This window comes from Shewanella sp. DW31 (assembly GCF_015767295.1).
Taxonomy (GTDB): domain Bacteria; phylum Pseudomonadota; class Gammaproteobacteria; order Enterobacterales; family Shewanellaceae; genus Shewanella; species Shewanella oncorhynchi.
Genome location: NZ_JADWMP020000003.1, coordinates 124,723 through 142,425 on the forward strand (window position 1 = coordinate 124,723; position 17,703 = coordinate 142,425).

The 17,703-nt window shown below is 43.7% G+C and carries 17 protein-coding genes; 15 read left to right on the forward strand and 2 right to left on the reverse strand.

What is annotated here, in order from left to right:
- Positions 1–11 precede the first annotated feature (11 nt).
- The 6 genes from GWI56_RS04040 to GWI56_RS04065 are packed head-to-tail and all read left to right on the forward strand — an operon-like array spanning position 12 to position 4,969.
- Complete coding sequence (locus GWI56_RS04040) at positions 12–794, forward strand: DUF3450 domain-containing protein (RefSeq protein WP_113938838.1); 783 nt, start codon at positions 12–14, stop codon at positions 792–794.
- Entirely contained in the window at positions 794–2,149 is a 1,356-nt protein-coding gene (locus tag GWI56_RS04045; protein ID WP_113938837.1) for a MotA/TolQ/ExbB proton channel family protein, read from the forward strand. Before GWI56_RS04040 ends, GWI56_RS04045 begins: the two co-directional genes overlap by 1 nt.
- Entirely contained in the window at positions 2,149–2,676 is a 528-nt protein-coding gene (locus GWI56_RS04050; RefSeq protein WP_113938836.1) for a MotA/TolQ/ExbB proton channel family protein, read from the forward strand. Before GWI56_RS04045 ends, GWI56_RS04050 begins: the two co-directional genes overlap by 1 nt.
- Positions 2,677–2,689: 13 nt before the next feature.
- On the forward strand, positions 2,690–3,094 hold the full coding sequence (locus tag GWI56_RS04055; RefSeq protein WP_028760438.1) for a biopolymer transporter ExbD: 405 nt from the start codon (positions 2,690–2,692) through the stop codon (positions 3,092–3,094).
- Position 3,095: 1 nt separating this feature from the next.
- On the forward strand, positions 3,096–3,722 hold the full coding sequence (locus GWI56_RS04060) for an energy transducer TonB (protein ID WP_028760437.1): 627 nt from the start codon (positions 3,096–3,098) through the stop codon (positions 3,720–3,722).
- On the forward strand, positions 3,722–4,969 hold the full coding sequence (locus GWI56_RS04065; protein ID WP_105252916.1) for a tetratricopeptide repeat protein: 1,248 nt from the start codon (positions 3,722–3,724) through the stop codon (positions 4,967–4,969). The genes GWI56_RS04060 and GWI56_RS04065 overlap by 1 nt, the downstream gene beginning before the upstream one ends.
- A gap of 70 nt (positions 4,970–5,039) precedes the next feature.
- On the opposite strand, the gene GWI56_RS04070 is transcribed toward GWI56_RS04065, so the two are convergent.
- Positions 5,040–5,549 (reverse strand): diguanylate cyclase, encoded by a 510-nt coding sequence (locus GWI56_RS04070; protein WP_198572208.1) that lies wholly within the window; start codon positions 5,547–5,549, stop codon positions 5,040–5,042.
- A gap of 79 nt (positions 5,550–5,628) precedes the next feature.
- Here GWI56_RS04070 and GWI56_RS04075 point away from each other — a divergent pair, with 79 nt between their 5' ends.
- The 5 genes from GWI56_RS04075 (at position 5,629) to GWI56_RS04095 (ending at position 9,245) form a co-directional block, all read left to right on the forward strand.
- Entirely contained in the window at positions 5,629–7,458 is a 1,830-nt protein-coding gene (locus GWI56_RS04075) for a DUF885 domain-containing protein (RefSeq protein WP_198572209.1), read from the forward strand.
- Between the two features lie 171 nt (positions 7,459–7,629).
- Positions 7,630–7,908 (forward strand): peptidylprolyl isomerase, encoded by a 279-nt coding sequence (locus GWI56_RS04080; protein ID WP_028760433.1) that lies wholly within the window; start codon positions 7,630–7,632, stop codon positions 7,906–7,908.
- Between the two features lie 83 nt (positions 7,909–7,991).
- A complete protein-coding gene (locus GWI56_RS04085; RefSeq protein WP_028760432.1) occupies positions 7,992–8,528 on the forward strand; it encodes a GNAT family N-acetyltransferase in 537 nt (178 codons plus the stop codon).
- A 74-nt stretch (positions 8,529–8,602) separates the two neighbouring features.
- On the forward strand, positions 8,603–8,833 hold the full coding sequence (locus GWI56_RS04090) for an RNA-binding S4 domain-containing protein (protein WP_028760431.1): 231 nt from the start codon (positions 8,603–8,605) through the stop codon (positions 8,831–8,833).
- 22 nt (positions 8,834–8,855) lie between these two features.
- Positions 8,856–9,245 carry a ribonuclease E inhibitor RraB gene (locus tag GWI56_RS04095; protein ID WP_113938831.1) on the forward strand — a complete coding sequence of 130 codons (390 nt, stop codon included), beginning with the start codon at positions 8,856–8,858 and terminating at the stop codon, positions 9,243–9,245.
- A 153-nt stretch (positions 9,246–9,398) separates the two neighbouring features.
- Here GWI56_RS04095 and GWI56_RS04100 read toward each other — a convergent pair whose 3' ends face one another.
- Positions 9,399–10,286: a LysR family transcriptional regulator gene (locus GWI56_RS04100; RefSeq protein ID WP_198572210.1), complete on the reverse strand. Its 888-nt coding sequence runs from the start codon at positions 10,284–10,286 to the stop codon at positions 9,399–9,401.
- A 156-nt stretch (positions 10,287–10,442) separates the two neighbouring features.
- Here GWI56_RS04100 and GWI56_RS04105 point away from each other — a divergent pair, with 156 nt between their 5' ends.
- The 4 genes from GWI56_RS04105 (at position 10,443) to GWI56_RS04120 (ending at position 17,363) form a co-directional block, all read left to right on the forward strand.
- Positions 10,443–11,216: a TSUP family transporter gene (locus GWI56_RS04105; RefSeq protein WP_028760428.1), complete on the forward strand. Its 774-nt coding sequence runs from the start codon at positions 10,443–10,445 to the stop codon at positions 11,214–11,216.
- 382 nt (positions 11,217–11,598) lie between these two features.
- Positions 11,599–12,744 carry an exonuclease SbcCD subunit D gene (locus tag GWI56_RS04110; protein ID WP_113938829.1) on the forward strand — a complete coding sequence of 382 codons (1,146 nt, stop codon included), beginning with the start codon at positions 11,599–11,601 and terminating at the stop codon, positions 12,742–12,744.
- Positions 12,741–15,797: an SMC family ATPase gene (locus GWI56_RS04115; RefSeq protein WP_198572211.1), complete on the forward strand. Its 3,057-nt coding sequence runs from the start codon at positions 12,741–12,743 to the stop codon at positions 15,795–15,797. Before GWI56_RS04110 ends, GWI56_RS04115 begins: the two co-directional genes overlap by 4 nt.
- 264 nt (positions 15,798–16,061) lie before the next feature.
- Positions 16,062–17,363, forward strand: coding sequence for a peptidoglycan DD-metalloendopeptidase family protein (locus GWI56_RS04120; protein WP_113938827.1), 1,302 nt, complete (start codon positions 16,062–16,064; stop codon positions 17,361–17,363).
- Positions 17,364–17,703 lie beyond the last annotated feature (340 nt).

Here is a 17,703-nt window from a genome sequence, read left to right on the forward strand (position 1 = left end):
GGTTGGGAACTATGTCCAAGGTAAGCAATAGAACAAAAATCGCTACTGCACTTGTTGGCGTGCTGGCATTAGCGAGCAGCAACTTAGTAGTTGCAGATCCTCTTACCGACGTGCAGAAAGCGGATAGTATGATCCATGCTGATGCTGCTGCGTCGCAAAAGAACGTTGATAAGTATTTCGATCAAGCACAAGACATGCTTTTTGAGTATGGTTCTGTCGCAGATGAGCGCGAATCACTGAAATCATATAACGATTACGTTGCAAGCTTAGTCGCTGATCAACAAAAGACAATGGATTCAGTGCAGGGTGACATCAATGGTGTTGATAAACTTCGCCAAGGTGTTGTGCCATTAATGTTTAAAATGGTTGAGTCATTAGAACAGTTTGTTCAATTAGATTTACCTTTTAATTCTGAAATACGCACTAATCGTGTTAATGAACTGAAAAAACTTCTTAATACTGCCGAAGTCACACTAGCAGAAAAATACCGTCTAATTCTTGATGCTTATAGTATTGAGCGTGAATACGGTAGTGCTGTTGCCGTTAACCAAGGTAAGTTAAACCTAGATGGTAAAGAAGTGTTGGTTGACTTCTTTAACTTAGGTCGTGTTGCTCTTTATGCACAGAGTTTAGATCAAAAGACTGGCTGGATGTACAACCCAGAATCTAAGGGTTGGGATAAGTTAGATGACAGCTATTTGCGTGAACTGACCAAAGGTATCCGCATTGCCCGTAAACAAGGCGCTCTAGATCTATTCGCGTTACCAATTCCTGCTGCGGAGACTGCACAATAATGAAGAAGTTAATTACTACAGCTGTGTTGGCTGCAAGTTTCTCTTTAACTGCTGGTATGGCGAGCGCTGCTGATGCGCCTAAGTCAATTGACCAATTATTGCAACAAGTTAAAGTTGAACGCGCTGCAGAAGGTAAAGTCAACAGCAAGCGTGAGCAAGAGTTCCAAGCAGAGCGTGGCGATAAGGCCGCTTTACTGCAAAAAGAAAAAAATGCGTTAGCTGCTGAAAAGCAACGTGGTAAAGATTTAAACCAAGCGTTCTTAGATAACGAGCGTAAAATTGCTCAGTTAGAAGAAGATCTAAAAACGGCTCAAGGTGACTTGGGTGAAATGTTTGGTGTCGTTAAAGGTGAAGCCGGTGATTTCGCTGGTAAACTGGCAAGCTCTAACATCAGTGCTCAATTCCCAAATCGCGATAAATTTATCGCTGATTTAGGTGCCCGTAAGCAATTGCCAAAAATTGAAGAGTTAGAACAATTTTGGCAAGAGCAGCTATTTGAAATGGCGCAATCTGGCAAAGTGGTTAAGTTTGAAGGTTCTGTTACCGAAATTGATGGTAACGTGAAAACGACGACTATTCATCGTATTGGTGCTTATAACTTAACGGCTGACGGTAAATACGTTGTATATAACCCTGAATTAGGTTTAATTCAGCAGTTATCTCAACAACCTGAAGGTTATCAAGTTAGCGCTGTTGCTAAATGGGAAGAAACGGCTTCTGGTACAGCACCTTTCTATATCGACCCTGCACGTGGCGTACTGTTAAACATCTTTACGAACAAAGCTAGCATGGAAGATCGTATCGAGTCAGGCGGTACCATTGGTTATATTATTCTGATATTACTTGCTATTGGTTTATTAATTGCGGTTGAGCGTTTCATTGTGCTGGCAGCTATCGGTGCAAAAGTTAAACGCCAAGCTAAGAATGTTGATAATCCAGGTAACAATGCCCTTGGTCGTATCTTGAAGGTTTACCATGAAAACAAAGATGTTGATGTTGAAACATTAGAGTTGAAACTGGATGAAGCTATTCTGAAAGAAACGCCTGCATTAGAAGCTCGAATTTCAATTTTGAAAGTCATTGCAGCTATCGGCCCAATGTTAGGTCTGCTAGGTACAGTAACTGGTATGATTGCGACCTTCCAAAGTATCCAACTGTTCGGTACTGGCGATCCTAAACTGATGGCGGGTGGTATCTCTATGGCTCTGGTTACTACAGTACAAGGTCTGGTTGCGGCTCTGCCACTGATGTTACTACATGCAATACTCGTTGCGCGTAGCAAATCAATCACCCAAATTTTGGAAGAGCAAAGTGCGGGCATTATCGCAGCACATGCTGAGAAGAGGGCTAACTAATGATGCTATACCTGATGGACATATGGGATTCCGTCAGGGGCTTCATGGCCGCTGGAGGAAACGTCCTTTGGTTGGTTGCGTTTGTATTGTTCTTCATGTGGGTATTGATGCTTGAGCGTTATTGGTATCTTAATTGGATATCACCAAAGCAACATAAAGCTATCATATCTGCGTGGGATGCTAGAGAGGAAACAACCTCTTGGTACGCACACCGTATCCGTGAAGCTTGGCTGTCCCAAGCGAAGCAAGATTTGAATGCACGTATGCTGATGATTAAAACCTTAGTAGCTATTTGTCCTATGATAGGTTTGTTAGGTACCGTAACCGGTATGATTTCAGTGTTTGATGTGATGGCAGTTCAGGGGACGAGTAATGCTCGTTTAATGGCGGCTGGTATTTCAATGGCGACTATGCCCACGATGGCGGGGATGGTTGCAGCATTATCGGGAGTATTCTTTAGTACTCGTCTGGATGTAAAAATGAAAATCAGTTTAGAAAAGCTAAAAGACAGCATGCCGCACCACTAGAGAGAGATTGAACATGGCACGTAAAAAGCATTCCAGTGTAGACGAGGAAGCGCAAATTGATATGACACCGATGCTCGACATCGTGTTTATCATGTTGATCTTCTTCATTGTAACAACGTCATTTGTGAAACCTTCTGGTTTGGATTATAACAAACCCAAAGCTTCGCAAGCGACTTCAAAGCCTTCGGCTAACATCTTTATCGGCGTCAGTAAAACAGGCGTGATCATGATGGAAAACCGTCAGGTTGATATCGAACGTGTAACAGCAAACGTTGAGCGCATGCTGGCTGAAGCTCCTGAGGCTGCGGTATTGATTCAGGCAGATAAAGACGCAACGCATGGCCTAGTTGTTAAAGTTCTAGACCAAGTCAAAGCGGCTGGTATAGATAAAATTTCGGTATCTGCGGGGAACGATTAATATGCTAAGAGCACTAGTATCGATCATTATTGGTGCTGCTGTGACTTTTGGTCTGTTCGCTTTTATGGCGTTCTTGGTCGGTGGCGGCGCACAACGCGGCGAAACATCGGCCGAGACCCCTGTAATTGAAATCACTATGGATAGACAGGATTCAAAAGCACAGAATAAGCCAAGGGTAGTGCCTAAGCCACCACCACCGCCAGAACAGCCACAGAAGCCTGAGGCAACGCCGCCAGAATCTTCGAGCAATATTGACACAGCGATGTCGTTCAATATGGGTGGTGTAGAAGCTGGAGGTCACTCAACAGGTGGTTTTAAATTAGGCAATATGATGACTCGCGATGGTGATGCTACACCTATCGTTCGTATCGAACCTCAGTATCCAATTGCTGCGGCGCGTGATGGTAAAGAAGGTTGGGTACAACTTCGTTTTACCATTAACGAACTCGGTGGTATCGACGATGTTGAAGTTATTCAAGCAGAACCAAAACGCTTATTTGATAAAGAAGCGATTCGTGCACTGAAGAAGTGGAAGTACAAGCCAAAGATTGTTGATGGCAAGCCATTGAAACAACCTGGTATGACAGTACAACTAGACTTCACCTTAGATAAAGGAGGCAACCAATAATGCGTAATGTTAATAAAATCGCAGTTCTATTATTGCTTTCTGTTTGTGGCGGTTCATTAACTCTTTCATCTGCAGTCGCAGAAGAAAAGTGTGCTATCGACAAACGTCAATCTAAAGCTGTGGGTGAAAGCGCGGCGAAGAAAGTTCAGAAGTCATTTGAAGCTTATACCAATGGTCAGGTCGATGAAGCTATTGCTATTTTGCTAGAGGCAAATGCCAAGAACGACTTCGACAAAGCCTATGTTGCACGTATGTTGGGTAACTTTTATGCCGAGAAAGGCAAAATGGATACCGCGATCAAGTACCTAAAACAAGCTGTTGAAGCTGATATTTTAGGTGGTACAGATCATGCTGCAACTATGCGTCTTTATGCTGATTTGCTATTACAAGAGAAAAAGTTTAAGGAAGCGATTCCTTATTATTACAAGTGGATGGAATTTACTTGTAAAGCCGATTCTCAAATGTATCGCCGTATTGGTATTGCGCATTCAGAACTGAAGCAGTGGGATAAAGTGATTGAAGTGGCCGACAAAGGTCTTTCATTAGCTGAAGCTCCTGACAAAGGTCTGTATCAAATGAAGCTGACTGCTTACTTCAATCAGAAGAAGTACAAGAAAGCTGTTGGTGTGTTAGAAGTCATGGTGCCTTTATTCCCGGATGATGGCAGATTGTGGGTTCAATTAGCACAGTTTTATTTGATGGTTGAAGACTATGACAAGTCTCTTGCAACTTACGATTTGGCTTATAGAAATGGTTTCTTGGATAGCGCGGGCAACATTACGCGTTTAGCGCAGTTAATGGCACAAAAAGGTGCTCCTTATCAAGCCGCTAAAATTTATCAGAAACATATGAAATCAGGCATGATCGCTGAGGACGCTAAGTCTTTAGAGATTTTGGCGGGTTTCTATCAAAATGCGAAAGAGTTTAAGCAAGCTGCTGAGTATTACGGTAAAGCTGCAGCCATCAGCAATGATGGCAAGACTTACTTGAAACAAGGTCGCTTATTAAACTTGAATGAACAATATACAGCTGCGATCCCTGTGCTTGAAAAAGCCATATCAATGGGTATTGAGCATCCTGGTGAAGCAAACTTTGAATTAGCTTTGGCTCATTTAAGTTTGAAACAGTATAAGTCGGCTTATAACCGTGCAGTGTTAGCTGCTAATGATAAGAAGACACAGAAGAGTGCAAATAGCTATATCTCTTATATTAAAGAGAAAGCTCGTATGCATAATATCACGCTGTAATCAGTTCGCCATTTAGCGTTTGAATCGAAAGCCCCGCAAGGGGCTTTTTCTTTGGTATCAATAAACCTATTTACTGTAATCGGATTAAAGCTTGGGATTGATCATGATTTTTTTCAAGCTGTTGTAAAAGTTGGCTGACATTACTGAAGAGTGACTCTATTTTACTTTCCTGTGTAGGTAGGCAAATACAGGCAGCCAGTTTATAGTCGATTGTCAGTTTATGATGTTTACCAAAATCTTGGTTAAAGTCAGATATTTGCTGTTCTATTCGCTTTAACACTACTTCCGTTCCCACCTCATCTATATTGAACAAACCCAACGCAAAGTGATTGTGATCTAGTCTAGCAATCATATCTGTTGCTCTTAATAGCGCTTCTTGCACTTGTTTGGTAAAGAATTCGAGTAAATGGGGTTGTTTGACGGTTTCATGAATGTGAGGGCACAGATACAATAGTGCCAAGCTTTGGTGGTCTCTCATGTGACGATGCCATTCTCGGTTGAATACTTCCATGAAATAGGTTTGGTTATAGACTCCAGTTTCTGGATCCCTGAAACCTGAGTTGCGGAACGAGTAGATCATAGATTAACTCCGATAGCAGACCTTGAACTAAGTATAGAAACAGTTCTGCAATAGCGGGCCAAAAAGGAGAAATATTAAAATGAAATTGGGTTTATTGGCAGGTTCGATAGCGTTAATCCTCACCCTTCAAGGTTGTTCTAAGCCTGAAGCCACTGCAGTTCAAGAAAATAGCTCGGCTAATACGACAGCTGTGCAGGGCGAAACTCAAACGGCAGAGCAGCGTTACTTAGCGCTTGTGGATGCTTATTTTAAAGATTACCTAAAGCTTGAGCCCATCTACGCTACTTTTGTCGGCGTTAATGACTATAACGCCGATTTCGGCGGAGATTTAACTGAGGATTACCTTAAGGCTCGTCATGATCTTAACACTCACTATTTAGCTCAGGTGCGTGCGATAGATCCAAAGCAACTGCCTGCGGATCTACAGTTGAGTTATGACCTGTTCGTCTATGACCGTGATATGGCGTTAGTGGACGAAACTTTCCCTTCACGCTTTATGCCGATAAGCCAGTTCTATAGCACTGTCATTACTATGGTGCAGCTGGGAAGTGGCGAAAGTGCACAACCTTTTAAGACTGTCCAAGATTATCGTAATTGGGAACAGAGAGTCGATGGTTTCATCAAGTGGGTCGCACTTGCTGAAAATCGTATGAATCAAGGTATTGAAAGTAAAGTGGTACTACCTCGAGTGTTGGTAGAGCGCATTATTCCTCAGTTAGATGCTATGTTAACGACGGATGCGACTCAGAGTATTTTTTACTCGCCAATCCAGCATTTCCCCGAGAGTTTTTCAGAGCAAGATAAAGCGGAATTGACCACCCGTTATCAAGCCATGATAGCCGAACGTATCGTGCCAGCGTTAACGAACTTACGCGATTATTTTAAGCAAACCTATTTACCTAAATCGCGGGCGACTGATGGTTGGTCAGGTTTGCCTAACGGTAAAGCTTGGTATCAGCATCTGGCGAACTCACATACGACCACCACTATGTCTGTGGATGAAATTCATCAAATTGGTTTAAGTGAAGTGGCGCGAATTTTATCTGAGATGGATAAGGTGCGTGAGCAGGTCGGTTTTAAGGGCGATTTGAAGGCGTTTTTTGCGTCTTTATCTTCAGAGCCGCAGTATTTCTATAGCGATCGCCAAGGCTTGATTGATGGTTATATGGTGTTGAAGGATAAAATCAATCATGTCTTACCTAACTACTTTAATGTGATGCCAAAGGCTGATTACGTGGTTAAGCCGGTTGAAAGTTTTAGAGAACAATCAGCAGCGGGAGCCTCTTATGAAGCGCCAGCGGTGGATGGCAGCCGTCCAGGGGTGTTTTATATCAACACTTATAACCTCAAAGCACAGCCTAAGTGGGGGATGACGACTTTATCTTTGCACGAGGCCGCTCCTGGGCATCACTTCCAAATCGCGATCAAACAAGAGCTGACCGGTGTGCCTGAGTTTCAGCGTTTTAGCGGTTATACCGCTTTCGAGGAAGGTTGGGCACTTTATGCTGAATACTTAGGTATTGAGATGGGGCTATTTACCGATCCTTACCAGTATTTTGGTAAGCTTTCCGATGAAATGCTGCGTGCAATGCGCTTAGTGGTTGATACTGGCCTTCATTCTAAAGGTTGGAGTCGTGAACAGGCGATTCAGTACATGAAAGACAACTCGCCTATGGCTGAGAGTGACATAGTCGCTGAAGTGGAGCGCTATATGGCGATCCCTGGTCAAGCTTTGTCTTACAAGGTCGGTCAGTTGAAGATTTTGGCACTGCGTGCCCGCGCAGAAAAAGCCTTGGGTGATAAATTTGATTTAAAAGCATTCCACGATCAAATCCTCACCTCAGGTTCATTACCCATGGCGGTCATGGAAAACAAGATCGATCGTTGGATTGCGTCGAAACAAGCTTAGCCGTGTAAGATGCCGTTAATTGACTTTGTTGTCAGTGACGGCATTTTAAGACTTTTTTATTCAACAGAAAGTTTTTATACTGTTGATTCCAAACCTGTTAAAACGAATGTTTTAGTGGGAACTCAATGATATTTGGGGCAAATGTCTCATGATCCTTACAGGAGTTTTACTATGGTCCAGGCAACAGCAAGACATTTGTTAGTCAGCAGTGAAGAGCAGTGTCAAGCGCTGAAACAGCAAATAATGGAAGGCGCAGATTTTGCTCAAATTGCTCGCGCGCACTCTTCTTGCCCATCAGGTGCCCAAGGCGGCGAATTGGGGTCATTTGGTCCTGGCATGATGGTCAGAGAGTTTGATGAAGTGGTTTTTAGTGCACCATTAAATGAAGTACAAGGACCCGTGAAAACGCAATTTGGCTTTCATTTGCTTGAAGTGACCAGCCGCGCGTAAGTTTTGCCGCTTATCTAATACAGCTTGTTTGATACGGCAGCGTTTGCTGCCGTTTTGTTTTATATGCTCATCACGGAGTCACTATGCTGGAACTCTACACTGATAGATTGAAACTCAGGAGCTTACAAGATAGTGATTGGGAACATTTTTATGCACTGCATAATGATCCTGAGATTAATCGTTTTGTACGCGTTCCAGAGTCGCAAGAGGTGATCCGCAGTAAGTTTCAGCAGCGTTCTGATACTTGGTTCTACGGTTCTGGCGATTGGCTGACCTTAGTGATTGAGACCGTTGATACTGGGCAGTTTATCGGTTTAACGGGCCTTTATTGTCAAAGTTTCGAGGAACAGCGTGCCGAAGTGGGTTATTTACTGGCGGCAGAGGGCCACGGTAAAGGTTATGCGACTGAGAGCTTAATGGCGGTCATTGATTGGGCCTGTTTAAGTTTTAATGTACATAAATTTGTTGGGCATTGTGCTAAAGATAATCACGCATCGGCACGAGTACTCGAAAAGTGTGGTTTTCGGCTTGAAGGTTTGCTCAGGCAGCAATTCAAAATAGGTGAAAACTGGCTCGATGAATCAGCCTTTGGCCTACTCGCCGATGAAAGACGTCTCTAGCCAAATTATCTTCAGCGAATTTTGTACTGTGCTGGTATAATGCCGCAGGTTTATTTTTAGAAGGCGTGTATTAAGTGGCGCAAATTAATCAATTGGCTTTGCATTCTGGCGAAGATTTCATTGAATTGTACAAAGTATTAAAAGTGCAAGGCATGAGCAATGCGGGTGGTGAAGCCAAACATTTTATCGACGAAGGTCAAGTCACTGTGAATGGTGAAGTTGAAACTCGTAAACGTAAAAAAATTATCGCGGGCGACATCGTCAGCTTTAATGGTGAATCAGTTCAAATCATTGCGGCAGAATAAGCCTGAAACAGTGGAGCAAGAAATGCAATTTCCAGATGATGACAATGGTAAAATGCTGGCCGCAATGGCTGAAGCGGGAATCGATTTAACTAAAGAGTTAGATGTTGATTTCTTTTTGGTTTTTGATGACCAACGCGATGCTGAAACTGCGTTAGAAGAATTAACAAATTCTGACTTGGAAGGCGAGCTTGAGCTGAATCTGAATGATGAGCTTGGTAAGTGGGAAATCATTGTTTGTCTCAATATGGTGCCTGAGTACGATACATTGGTTGAACAAGAAGTCATGCTAAATGATTTTGCTGCCGAATTCGGCGGCATGACCGACGGTTGGGGCGTAATGCAACATCAAGACGGTGACGATGAGTTTATGGACGATGATGACCATGTTCACGGTGAGCATTGCAATCACTAATTCTGATGCGCTTTAAGTCTTGAATCTAATAAACCACCTTTTGGGTGGTTTTTTATTGGTGTTTTTCTGCGCTCAGTTAGTGATCTCAATAGCTTCGTTTGGCACTTATAGCGTTATTGTGCCTCGCTTGAACTGAGATAGGCTTAATGCAGATTAATGACGATAGGGCGCAAAAATCTCTAATAACCAGTCGATAAAAGCTTGAGCTTTTAACGGCAGGCTTGGGGATTTTGGGGTGAGTAAATAATATCGATAGGGACTGGTAAAGGGGGCGTCGAAGGGGATGACTAAGCTGCCATTTGCCAGTTGTTCTTCGATGAAAAATCGCGGAATAAGTGCTGCGCCCATGCCACTCGCTGCCGCTTGACTCAACATATAAAAATGCTCGACACCAAAGGTTTGCGCTTGGGTTAATATCAGCCCTACTTTTTCAGCCCAATAATCCCAGAGTTCGGGTCTGGTGGTGTGTTTCAGTAAAGTGACGTGATTAATGTCCTCGATATTTTGCAGTTTAGGCGCTAACGAAGGCGCGCAAACTAAGCATAAATCCTCATCCATCAGCTTGATATAATTCGCGCCCTTAGGGATAACAGTGCTACTACGGATCGCAATATCATAACGACCTTGGCTAAAATCCACGGCAAAGTCGCCAATGGATAAGTCGACATACAAGTGTGGATGGCGGGATTTAAACTGCTCCATTCTTGGAATGAGCCAATTGATGGTTAAGCTTGGCAGCACATTGATGGCTAAGGTTTGTGGCTTAGTGGGATGACGGCGCAAGTCACTTGTAGCACTAGATAGTGTTTGCAGAGCGGCTTGAACATGGGGTAAGTAGCGTTTGGCTTCATCGGTTAAACCGACTTTTTTGTGTAAGCGTACAAAGAGCGCAAAACCTAAATAATCCTCCAATACTCTGATTTGTTTGCTGACTGCGCCATGGGTGACATGCAACTCCTTGCTGGCTAATGTCATGCTCTGTAAACGTGCTGCGGCTTCGAAGGCACGGAGAGAATTGAGGGGCGGTAGTTCGGCAAACATTTTATTTCCTACTGCTGGAAAATCAGAACAGGACTCGGGATTTTGTGTGAGTTTATCTCACGCTGTGCCGACAATAACTCCTTTGCGTTTATTTGGCAAACGCAGTCTAATGTTCGGCAATCACTCTCTTTTTTATCAGAAGAATAATAAATCATCATGGAATTTGAACTGACTCTACAAATCGCAGCGATACTTTTTGCCGTCGCTATGGTGGCTGGTTTTATTGACTCAATCGCCGGTGGCGGAGGCTTGCTGACCATTCCTGCACTTATGTGGGCAGGCTTGCCGCCTGCGGTTGCCTTAGGGACAAATAAGCTGCAGGCCTGTGGCGGCAGTTTTTTTGCGAGTTTGTACTTTGTCCGTAAAGGGCTGGTTGATCTTAAATCCGTTAAGTTAGCCTTGATTTGTGCATTTATCGGTGCGGCATTAGGTACGATTCTAGTTCAACTCGTCGATACTGAAGTGCTGGAGTTGATGTTACCTTTTTTGATTTTGGCTATTGGTTGTTACTTTTTATTTTCGAAAAAGATTTCTGAAGATGATAAACATCAAGTGCTGACACCTACCGCATTTGCCTTTACTGCAGCATTGGGCGTGGGATTGTACGATGGCTTTTTTGGCCCTGGTACTGGGAGCTTTTTTGCGCTGGCCTTTGTATCGCTAGCTGGGTTTGGTTTGGCGAAGGCAACTGCCCACGCAAAACTACTTAATTTCTCCACTAACATTGCTTCGCTGATCTTCTTTGCCTTGGGCGGAAAAGTGATTTGGTTATTAGGATTAGTCATGCTGGCAGGGCAAGCGATTGGCGCAACCTTGGGTTCTCGTCTCGTGGTCACTAAAGGTACAAAGATTATCAAGCCATTGGTGGTGACTATGTCCCTTGCTATGAGTTTTAAACTTTTGGCGAGCCAATATAATTTATTTTCGTAAACTATTTGATATTAAGCATTTTATAAAACTCACTCATCAATAGACGCTCTTTAAGCTGCGCATGAGTGTATCTTAGTGGCGTCCATCTTGGCTCAAAAGTTAAGCCGAGGTGGATATCACCCAAAAGATCCGCCAAATGACGACTTAAAACGTCTCATCCTACTTTGAGTTAGGTGTACTCTTTCAAGTTTTTTGAATAGTATTACCTGTCATTTTTAATACACTTTTTAGGCTTCTTATTGTTTTGGTGTGTATTTTAAATATTGTGTACATATTTAATCCGATTGATATAAGTGCAGTGTCTATCTTGCTAGTCTTATTTGCATCGACGGGCGGCATGTGCGCTCGGGTTTAGCGCCACCACTTCTTTAAAAGAGCGATTATGAAATTTATCCACACCTCGGATTGGCACATAGGTCGTCAATTACACAATCAATCACTACTGGATGATCAAGGCTTTGTGCTCGAGCAAATTATTGCTCTAGCGGATGAACACAAGGTGGATGCTGTGATTGTGGCGGGGGATATTTATGACAGATCGATTCCGCCTGCGAATGCGGTCGCGCTGTTAGATGATGTGCTTAACCGCTTAGTGCATGATTTAGGTCTACAAGTCATTATGATTGCGGGTAATCACGATGGTCACGAGCGCTTAGGTTTTGCAGCAAAACAAATGGCGGCAAGTGGGTTACATATTATTGGCCCTTTGAGTGCTGATATTTATCCCATTACTTTGTCGAGTTCAAGCGGTGATGCGGTGTTTTATGCCTTGCCCTATGCCGAACCTGCCACAGTGCGCCAAGTTTTTGAGTGTGAGGCGGCAAGCCATGAGGCCGCAATGACGCTATTGCTTGAACAAGTACGCCAGCACGATAGCCAAGGTTTGCCGAAAGTGGTGATAAGCCATTGTTTTTTGGATGGTGGTAGCGAGTCAGCATCTGAGCGACCACTGAGCATTGGTGGCGCTGATAAAATATCGCCAACGCTATTTACTGAGTTTGATTATGTCGCCCTTGGGCATTTGCACGGACCGCAATACAAAGGTGCAGAGCATGTGCGCTACTCAGGATCGATTTTGAAGTATTCCTTTAGCGAACAACATCAACATAAGTCGGTGACCTTAGTCGAACTTAGCGCGCAAACGCCGATTAAAATTAGTTTATTGCCATTAACGTCAATACGCGATGTCCGCATCTTAGAAGGGGAGTTAGCCACATTACTCGCCCAAGGTAAAACGGATATCAAGCGTGAGGACTACCTTATGGTCAGACTTCTTGATAAACATGCCATTTTAGATGCTATGGGAAAATTGAGAGCCGTTTACCCTAATGTGCTGCATTTAGAGCGGACTGGTCTGATGGCGGGGCAGCAACAAGTCACCTTGAGCCGAGATCATATCAAAAAAGGCGAGATGGACATGTTCCGTGACTTTTTCTCTCAAGTGTCCGGCGAGTCATTAACACAAGCACAGCAAGCCGTGATGGATGAACTCCTGACTAAGCTACACAATGAGGAGCGCCAAGCATGAGACCACTTAGCCTTTCCATGTCAGCCTTTGGCCCCTTTGCATCGACTCAAGAACTTGATTTTACGGCCTTAGGGACTAATCCGTTATTTTTGATTAATGGACCCACTGGTGCGGGTAAGACGACCTTGCTCGATGGTATTTGCTTTGCTCTCTATGGCAAAACCACGGGTAATGAGCGTGAAGGCAGCCAGATGCGCTGCGATATGGCCGATGATAGTCTGCTAACAGAAGTCACTTTTAGTTTTCAGTTGGGTAATAGCAGTTATCGTATTCGCCGTGTGCCAGAGCAAGACAGGGTTAAAAAAAGCGGTGACGGCTCAACGGTGCAGAAGCCCGAAGCACAGTTATATAAGATAGACGCCGAGGGTAATGAAAGTTTGCTTGTAGCGAGCAAAGTCTCTGAGGCAACCGCTGAGATTGAAGCCTTAACTGGCCTTGATGTGGAGCAGTTTCGCCAAGTGATGGTGTTGCCGCAGGGAAAATTTCGCGAATTGTTAATGGCAGACTCTAAAGCAAGAGAACTGATATTTAGTCAGCTATTTCAAACGCATATATATCGACGTATTGAAGATTCCTTAAAAAATAAGGCTGCAGATATCCGCGCCTTAGTAAAAGATCAACGCAGTCGCCGTGATGGCATTTTACAAAGTGCGGGTTTAGCATCCGATGACGATCTTAGCTGTGAATTAACCAAGCTCACGCCAGAACTTGAAACAGCCCAAAGTGCGAAAGAACAAGCATTACAGCAGCAACAATGGGTGATAAAAACCAGCGATGCCGCCCAGCATTTATTGGCCGAATTTGCGCAGTTTGATGCCTTAACTCAAACGGCAGCAGCCCTTGATGCGCAGCAAGAAAACATGGCTGCGCAAACCTACAAACTTAATTTGGCTAAACAGGCGCAGCACTTGGCACCCATGCTTGAGGTGTTTGTGGCCCGTGAGCAGGAAGCCAAGGCGGCAAGTATCGCACTTGATCATGCGAAAACAGCATTAATCCATGCTAAACAAGCCTTCGATAACGCAGAGCTTAAGGCTGCTGATTTGCCCGTGTTGGAAGCGTCGTTACTCGAACAGGAACAGGTTAAACAGCAACTGAATGCGTTAGGGCCGCAGCTTAGGGAATTGGATAGGCTTAATAAAACCCTCGAACAAGAGCAAGCGCAGCTAATTAGCGCGAAAACACAACTTCAGAACAGCAAACATGAGTTAACCACCTTAGTCCAAAAACGCCGTGAATTGGAATCCGCTCTGCCGCAACTACAGGCCAACAGCGAAACACGCCTCTTATTGCAACAAGCGCACCAGCAGCAACAGCAATTATTGTCGACTTATCAGCAATGGCAACAAGTGGCGGCAAGGGTATCTTCGACACAGGCAAAACTTGTTGAGGCTAAAGTCAAAGGGCAACAACTCAGTGCTCAGCATCAGCAAGCACTGGTTGCATATAAAGCCTTATTGTTGACTTGGCATCAAGGGCAGGCAGCTATTTTAGCGCGGCAATTACAGCAAGATGAACCTTGCCCTGTTTGTGGTAGCCAAACACATCCACAGCCAGCAAAAAGCCAAGAGCCACTCCCAAGTGATGAAGCGCTGCAATTAGCACTAGAGGCTGAAACGAATGCTCAAGAAATCCTGAGCAAAGCCAGAGCGGAATATCGTGGGCTACAAACGCAGTTAGAAACCTTGCAACAGCAAGTACAAGATCTCGCGGTCCAATTGGGCACTGCGGTTGATATTTCTTTAGACGAACATACACATACCTTGTCGCAATACGCTTTCTCACTCACTCAAGCGGAGCAAGCCCATCAGCAGTTACAGCTGTTACAGCAAGAGATTGCATTGTTGCACGCACAGGAAACGCATCTACAACAAAAGTTAGAGCAAGGACAAACACACGACAGTGCACTGCAATCTAAAGTGGATATATTGCAGGGGCAGTTAGCGCACATGCAGCAAAGTGTTCCATCTGCGCTTGCAACGCTTGAGGCCTTAACTGCAGCAATCGCGCAAAATCAGCAAAGTATCAGCCAAATTAAGCAACAGATTGCTAGTGTTAGGGATCTCCAACAACAGACTGGCCAATCTTTTGTTGCGGCTAAAGCGGCACTTAATGGTGCTGAAAATGCTGCTGAGGCAGCATTAGCCCAGCAAACGCGTGCACAGCAGCAACTCAATCAGCAATTAGTCGCAGCAGGTTTTGCCGATCAACAGGCCTTATTTGAGTCCATGCTGGATGAAGAACAACAGCGTGCATTAGCCAGCGAGATTGAGGCTTACCAGCAGCGCAGTGCTTTGACCAAAGCACAGTGCGAGCAGTTAGCGCTTAAGCTTAAGGATAAAGTACTACCCGATAGCATTAAGCTGGCTGCTGAGCTTGAGTTCGCGCAGCAAGCATTACACGCTGCTGAGCAGGCATGGCAGTTGCTTCACACGCGCACAGTATTACTGATGCAAACCCAAACCCAGCTGAGTATTGCCGATGCAAAAGCTAAGGTTTTGGAAGATGAATATGCGGTTATCGGCACCCTTGCAGATGTCGCTAATGGAAATACAGGTAATAAGATCAGTCTGCAACGTTTTGTGTTAAGCGTACTGCTTGACGATGTGTTGTTAGAGGCAAGCCACAGGCTACACCTCATGAGCAAAGGGCGTTATCGTTTACTACGTAAGGAAGATAGAGCCAAGGGTAACAAAGCTTCTGGGCTCGAATTGGAAGTAGAAGATGCTTATACCTCCAAAGTGCGTCCTGTGGCCACCTTAAGCGGTGGTGAAAGTTTTATGGCAGCATTATCTATGGCGTTAGGCCTATCTGATGTCGTGCAAGCCTATGCAGGTGGTATTAAACTCGATACTTTATTTATCGATGAAGGCTTCGGCAGTTTAGATCAAGATTCTTTAGAACTGGCCATTCGGACCCTGATGGATTTGCAATCCTCTGGCCGCATGATAGGGGTGATCTCGCACGTGTCGGAAATGAAAGAGCAGATAAATACCCGCATCGACATCAATAAAACCTCACATGGGAGCGAAATGACGATAGTTTTGCCTTAGTTGCTCATTCTCACAGAGTGCGATAAATAACAAATTGTTTTATAAGTGTTATTTATTGTATCTCCTGTGTGTTTAACATTCGGATAATACATGCAAAGTGAGTTGGAAATGCCAACTAGCGCATGTTTTTCATTAATGGTGCAACAAAAGAGTGAAATAGCGTTTGTCATAATCGGTTTTTTGATATAAGTTGGAAAAAATTCGGGCTTCCCTCAAAGGGACTGGTCAAAAATAGAACGCAAAGTTAACGAAAGGTGAAAAGCGTTGCAAACAGGCAAACCCAACTTTATCAACTTATCGCAAACCCGTTTGCAGAACTTATCATCGACCCAAAAGAACATTCTATTAATGGGTAGTTTGTTGATGGGTGCTGCGATGTTGATGCCGAATAATAACCATGTTACGCCAACTGCTCAGCGTATCCCTGTTGTTCTCGATATTGAAAATATTCTCCCTCAAGTTTCTGAACCTGAAGTCCTAGATCAAGCTGCACTCATTAATAATGCTCCCCAGTTTGAGCGAATTATCGTTTCCGGTGATACCTTAAGTGGGTTATTTTCCAAGGCGGGTGTTGATCAGCAGACTATGTATAAGGTTTTAGAAGCTGATTTAAACATTTTGGCACTTGATACCTTGTTACCTGGTAACAGAATGCAATTTTGGCTTGATAGTGAAGGCCAGTTACAAAAATTAGAACTTTATTTTAACGCTGCCCGCCAAGTGGTTTTTACGCGTTATGAAGACGGTAGTTTTAATGTTGAAGAAGTGAACGTTGAAGGTGTTTGGCAAAATCGAATTTTGACTGGCGATATTAAAGGTTCTTTCTACGTTTCAGCCCAAAAAATGGGCTTAGCCGCTGCAGATATTCAGCGAATTGAAGATTTACTCAAAGAAAAATTGAATTTTGCCCGTGATTTACGAGCTGGCGACAAATTCTCAGTTTTGGTAAATGATCAATATGTTGAAGGTGAACCGACGGGAAGTAGCCAAATTTTAGGCGTCAGTATTAAAAGTGGCCGTTCTGAAATTAGTGCATATCAGTATTCTGATGGTAGTTATTATGATGCTAAAGGTCAGAGTTTAGTTCGGGCATTCCAACGTTATCCGTTAGCTAAACAACCGCGTATGAGTTCACGTTTTAACAGCCATCGCAAACACCCAATCACAGGGCGTATTTCTCCCCATAATGGAACAGATTTTTCCGTGCCAATCGGGACTAAAGTTATTGCACCTGGTGATGGAATTGTCAGTTTAGTGACGGACCATCAGTTTGCTGGTAAGTATATTGTGATTGAACATGGTGGTAAGTACCGTACCCGTTACCTACATTTGTCTAAGGCGTTAGTGCGTAAAGGTCAACGTGTAACTCGCGGTCAAGTGATTGCTTTATCTGGTAATACAGGTCGTTCGACTGGTCCACATTTGCATTATGAATTCCATATCAATGGTAAACCTGTTGATCCGTTGAAAGCCGATATTCCTATGTCGAGCAAGTTAGCAAATCAAGATTTACGCACATTCACTAATATGGTGAAGAGTCGTGAAGCTATAATGAACTTAGGTTAGCCAAACCTAAGCTAATAGAATTTATAGTATCAAAGTTTGAATAAACAATAGCACTGATTTTCTAGAAGAGTTTATCAATGCCGATGAAATGAAAATTTCATCGGCATTTTTGTTTCCACAATACTTATTATGGTAGACATTTTCCTGCTATCACGAGTACTGTTCGAGTTGTATAAAAGCTTAAAACTTGTTCGATTCGAAGTCGTGGCGATAAAACATAAGGGATAAAATAGATAGGATCTTCAGTTAGAAGTGGTATAGCGAGTCATTCAAAAGGTTGTGAAGAGGAAAATTGTGCAGATGAAGAGCTTATAACGTTTTTTATTAAGGACTGAACAGA

What these genes read in the sequence shown, in the direction of transcription:
- GWI56_RS04055 (WP_028760438.1), top strand. Translation starts at nt 2,690, where the DNA reads ATGGCACGTAAAAAGCATTCCAGTGTAGACGAGGAAGCGCAAATTGAT.
- GWI56_RS04100 (WP_198572210.1), bottom strand. Translation starts at nt 10,286, where the DNA reads ATGTTTGCCGAACTACCGCCCCTCAATTCTCTCCGTGCCTTCGAAGCC.
- GWI56_RS04070 (WP_198572208.1), bottom strand. Translation starts at nt 5,549, where the DNA reads ATGATCTACTCGTTCCGCAACTCAGGTTTCAGGGATCCAGAAACTGGA.
- GWI56_RS04060 (WP_028760437.1), top strand. Translation starts at nt 3,096, where the DNA reads ATGCTAAGAGCACTAGTATCGATCATTATTGGTGCTGCTGTGACTTTT.
- GWI56_RS04040 (WP_113938838.1), top strand. Translation starts at nt 12, where the DNA reads ATGTCCAAGGTAAGCAATAGAACAAAAATCGCTACTGCACTTGTTGGC.
- GWI56_RS04075 (WP_198572209.1), top strand. Translation starts at nt 5,629, where the DNA reads ATGAAATTGGGTTTATTGGCAGGTTCGATAGCGTTAATCCTCACCCTT.
- GWI56_RS04095 (WP_113938831.1), top strand. Translation starts at nt 8,856, where the DNA reads ATGCAATTTCCAGATGATGACAATGGTAAAATGCTGGCCGCAATGGCT.
- GWI56_RS04080 (WP_028760433.1), top strand. Translation starts at nt 7,630, where the DNA reads ATGGTCCAGGCAACAGCAAGACATTTGTTAGTCAGCAGTGAAGAGCAG.
- GWI56_RS04050 (WP_113938836.1), top strand. Translation starts at nt 2,149, where the DNA reads ATGATGCTATACCTGATGGACATATGGGATTCCGTCAGGGGCTTCATG.
- GWI56_RS04115 (WP_198572211.1), top strand. Translation starts at nt 12,741, where the DNA reads ATGAGACCACTTAGCCTTTCCATGTCAGCCTTTGGCCCCTTTGCATCG.
- GWI56_RS04045 (WP_113938837.1), top strand. Translation starts at nt 794, where the DNA reads ATGAAGAAGTTAATTACTACAGCTGTGTTGGCTGCAAGTTTCTCTTTA.
- GWI56_RS04105 (WP_028760428.1), top strand. Translation starts at nt 10,443, where the DNA reads ATGGAATTTGAACTGACTCTACAAATCGCAGCGATACTTTTTGCCGTC.
- GWI56_RS04085 (WP_028760432.1), top strand. Translation starts at nt 7,992, where the DNA reads ATGCTGGAACTCTACACTGATAGATTGAAACTCAGGAGCTTACAAGAT.
- GWI56_RS04065 (WP_105252916.1), top strand. Translation starts at nt 3,722, where the DNA reads ATGCGTAATGTTAATAAAATCGCAGTTCTATTATTGCTTTCTGTTTGT.
- GWI56_RS04110 (WP_113938829.1), top strand. Translation starts at nt 11,599, where the DNA reads ATGAAATTTATCCACACCTCGGATTGGCACATAGGTCGTCAATTACAC.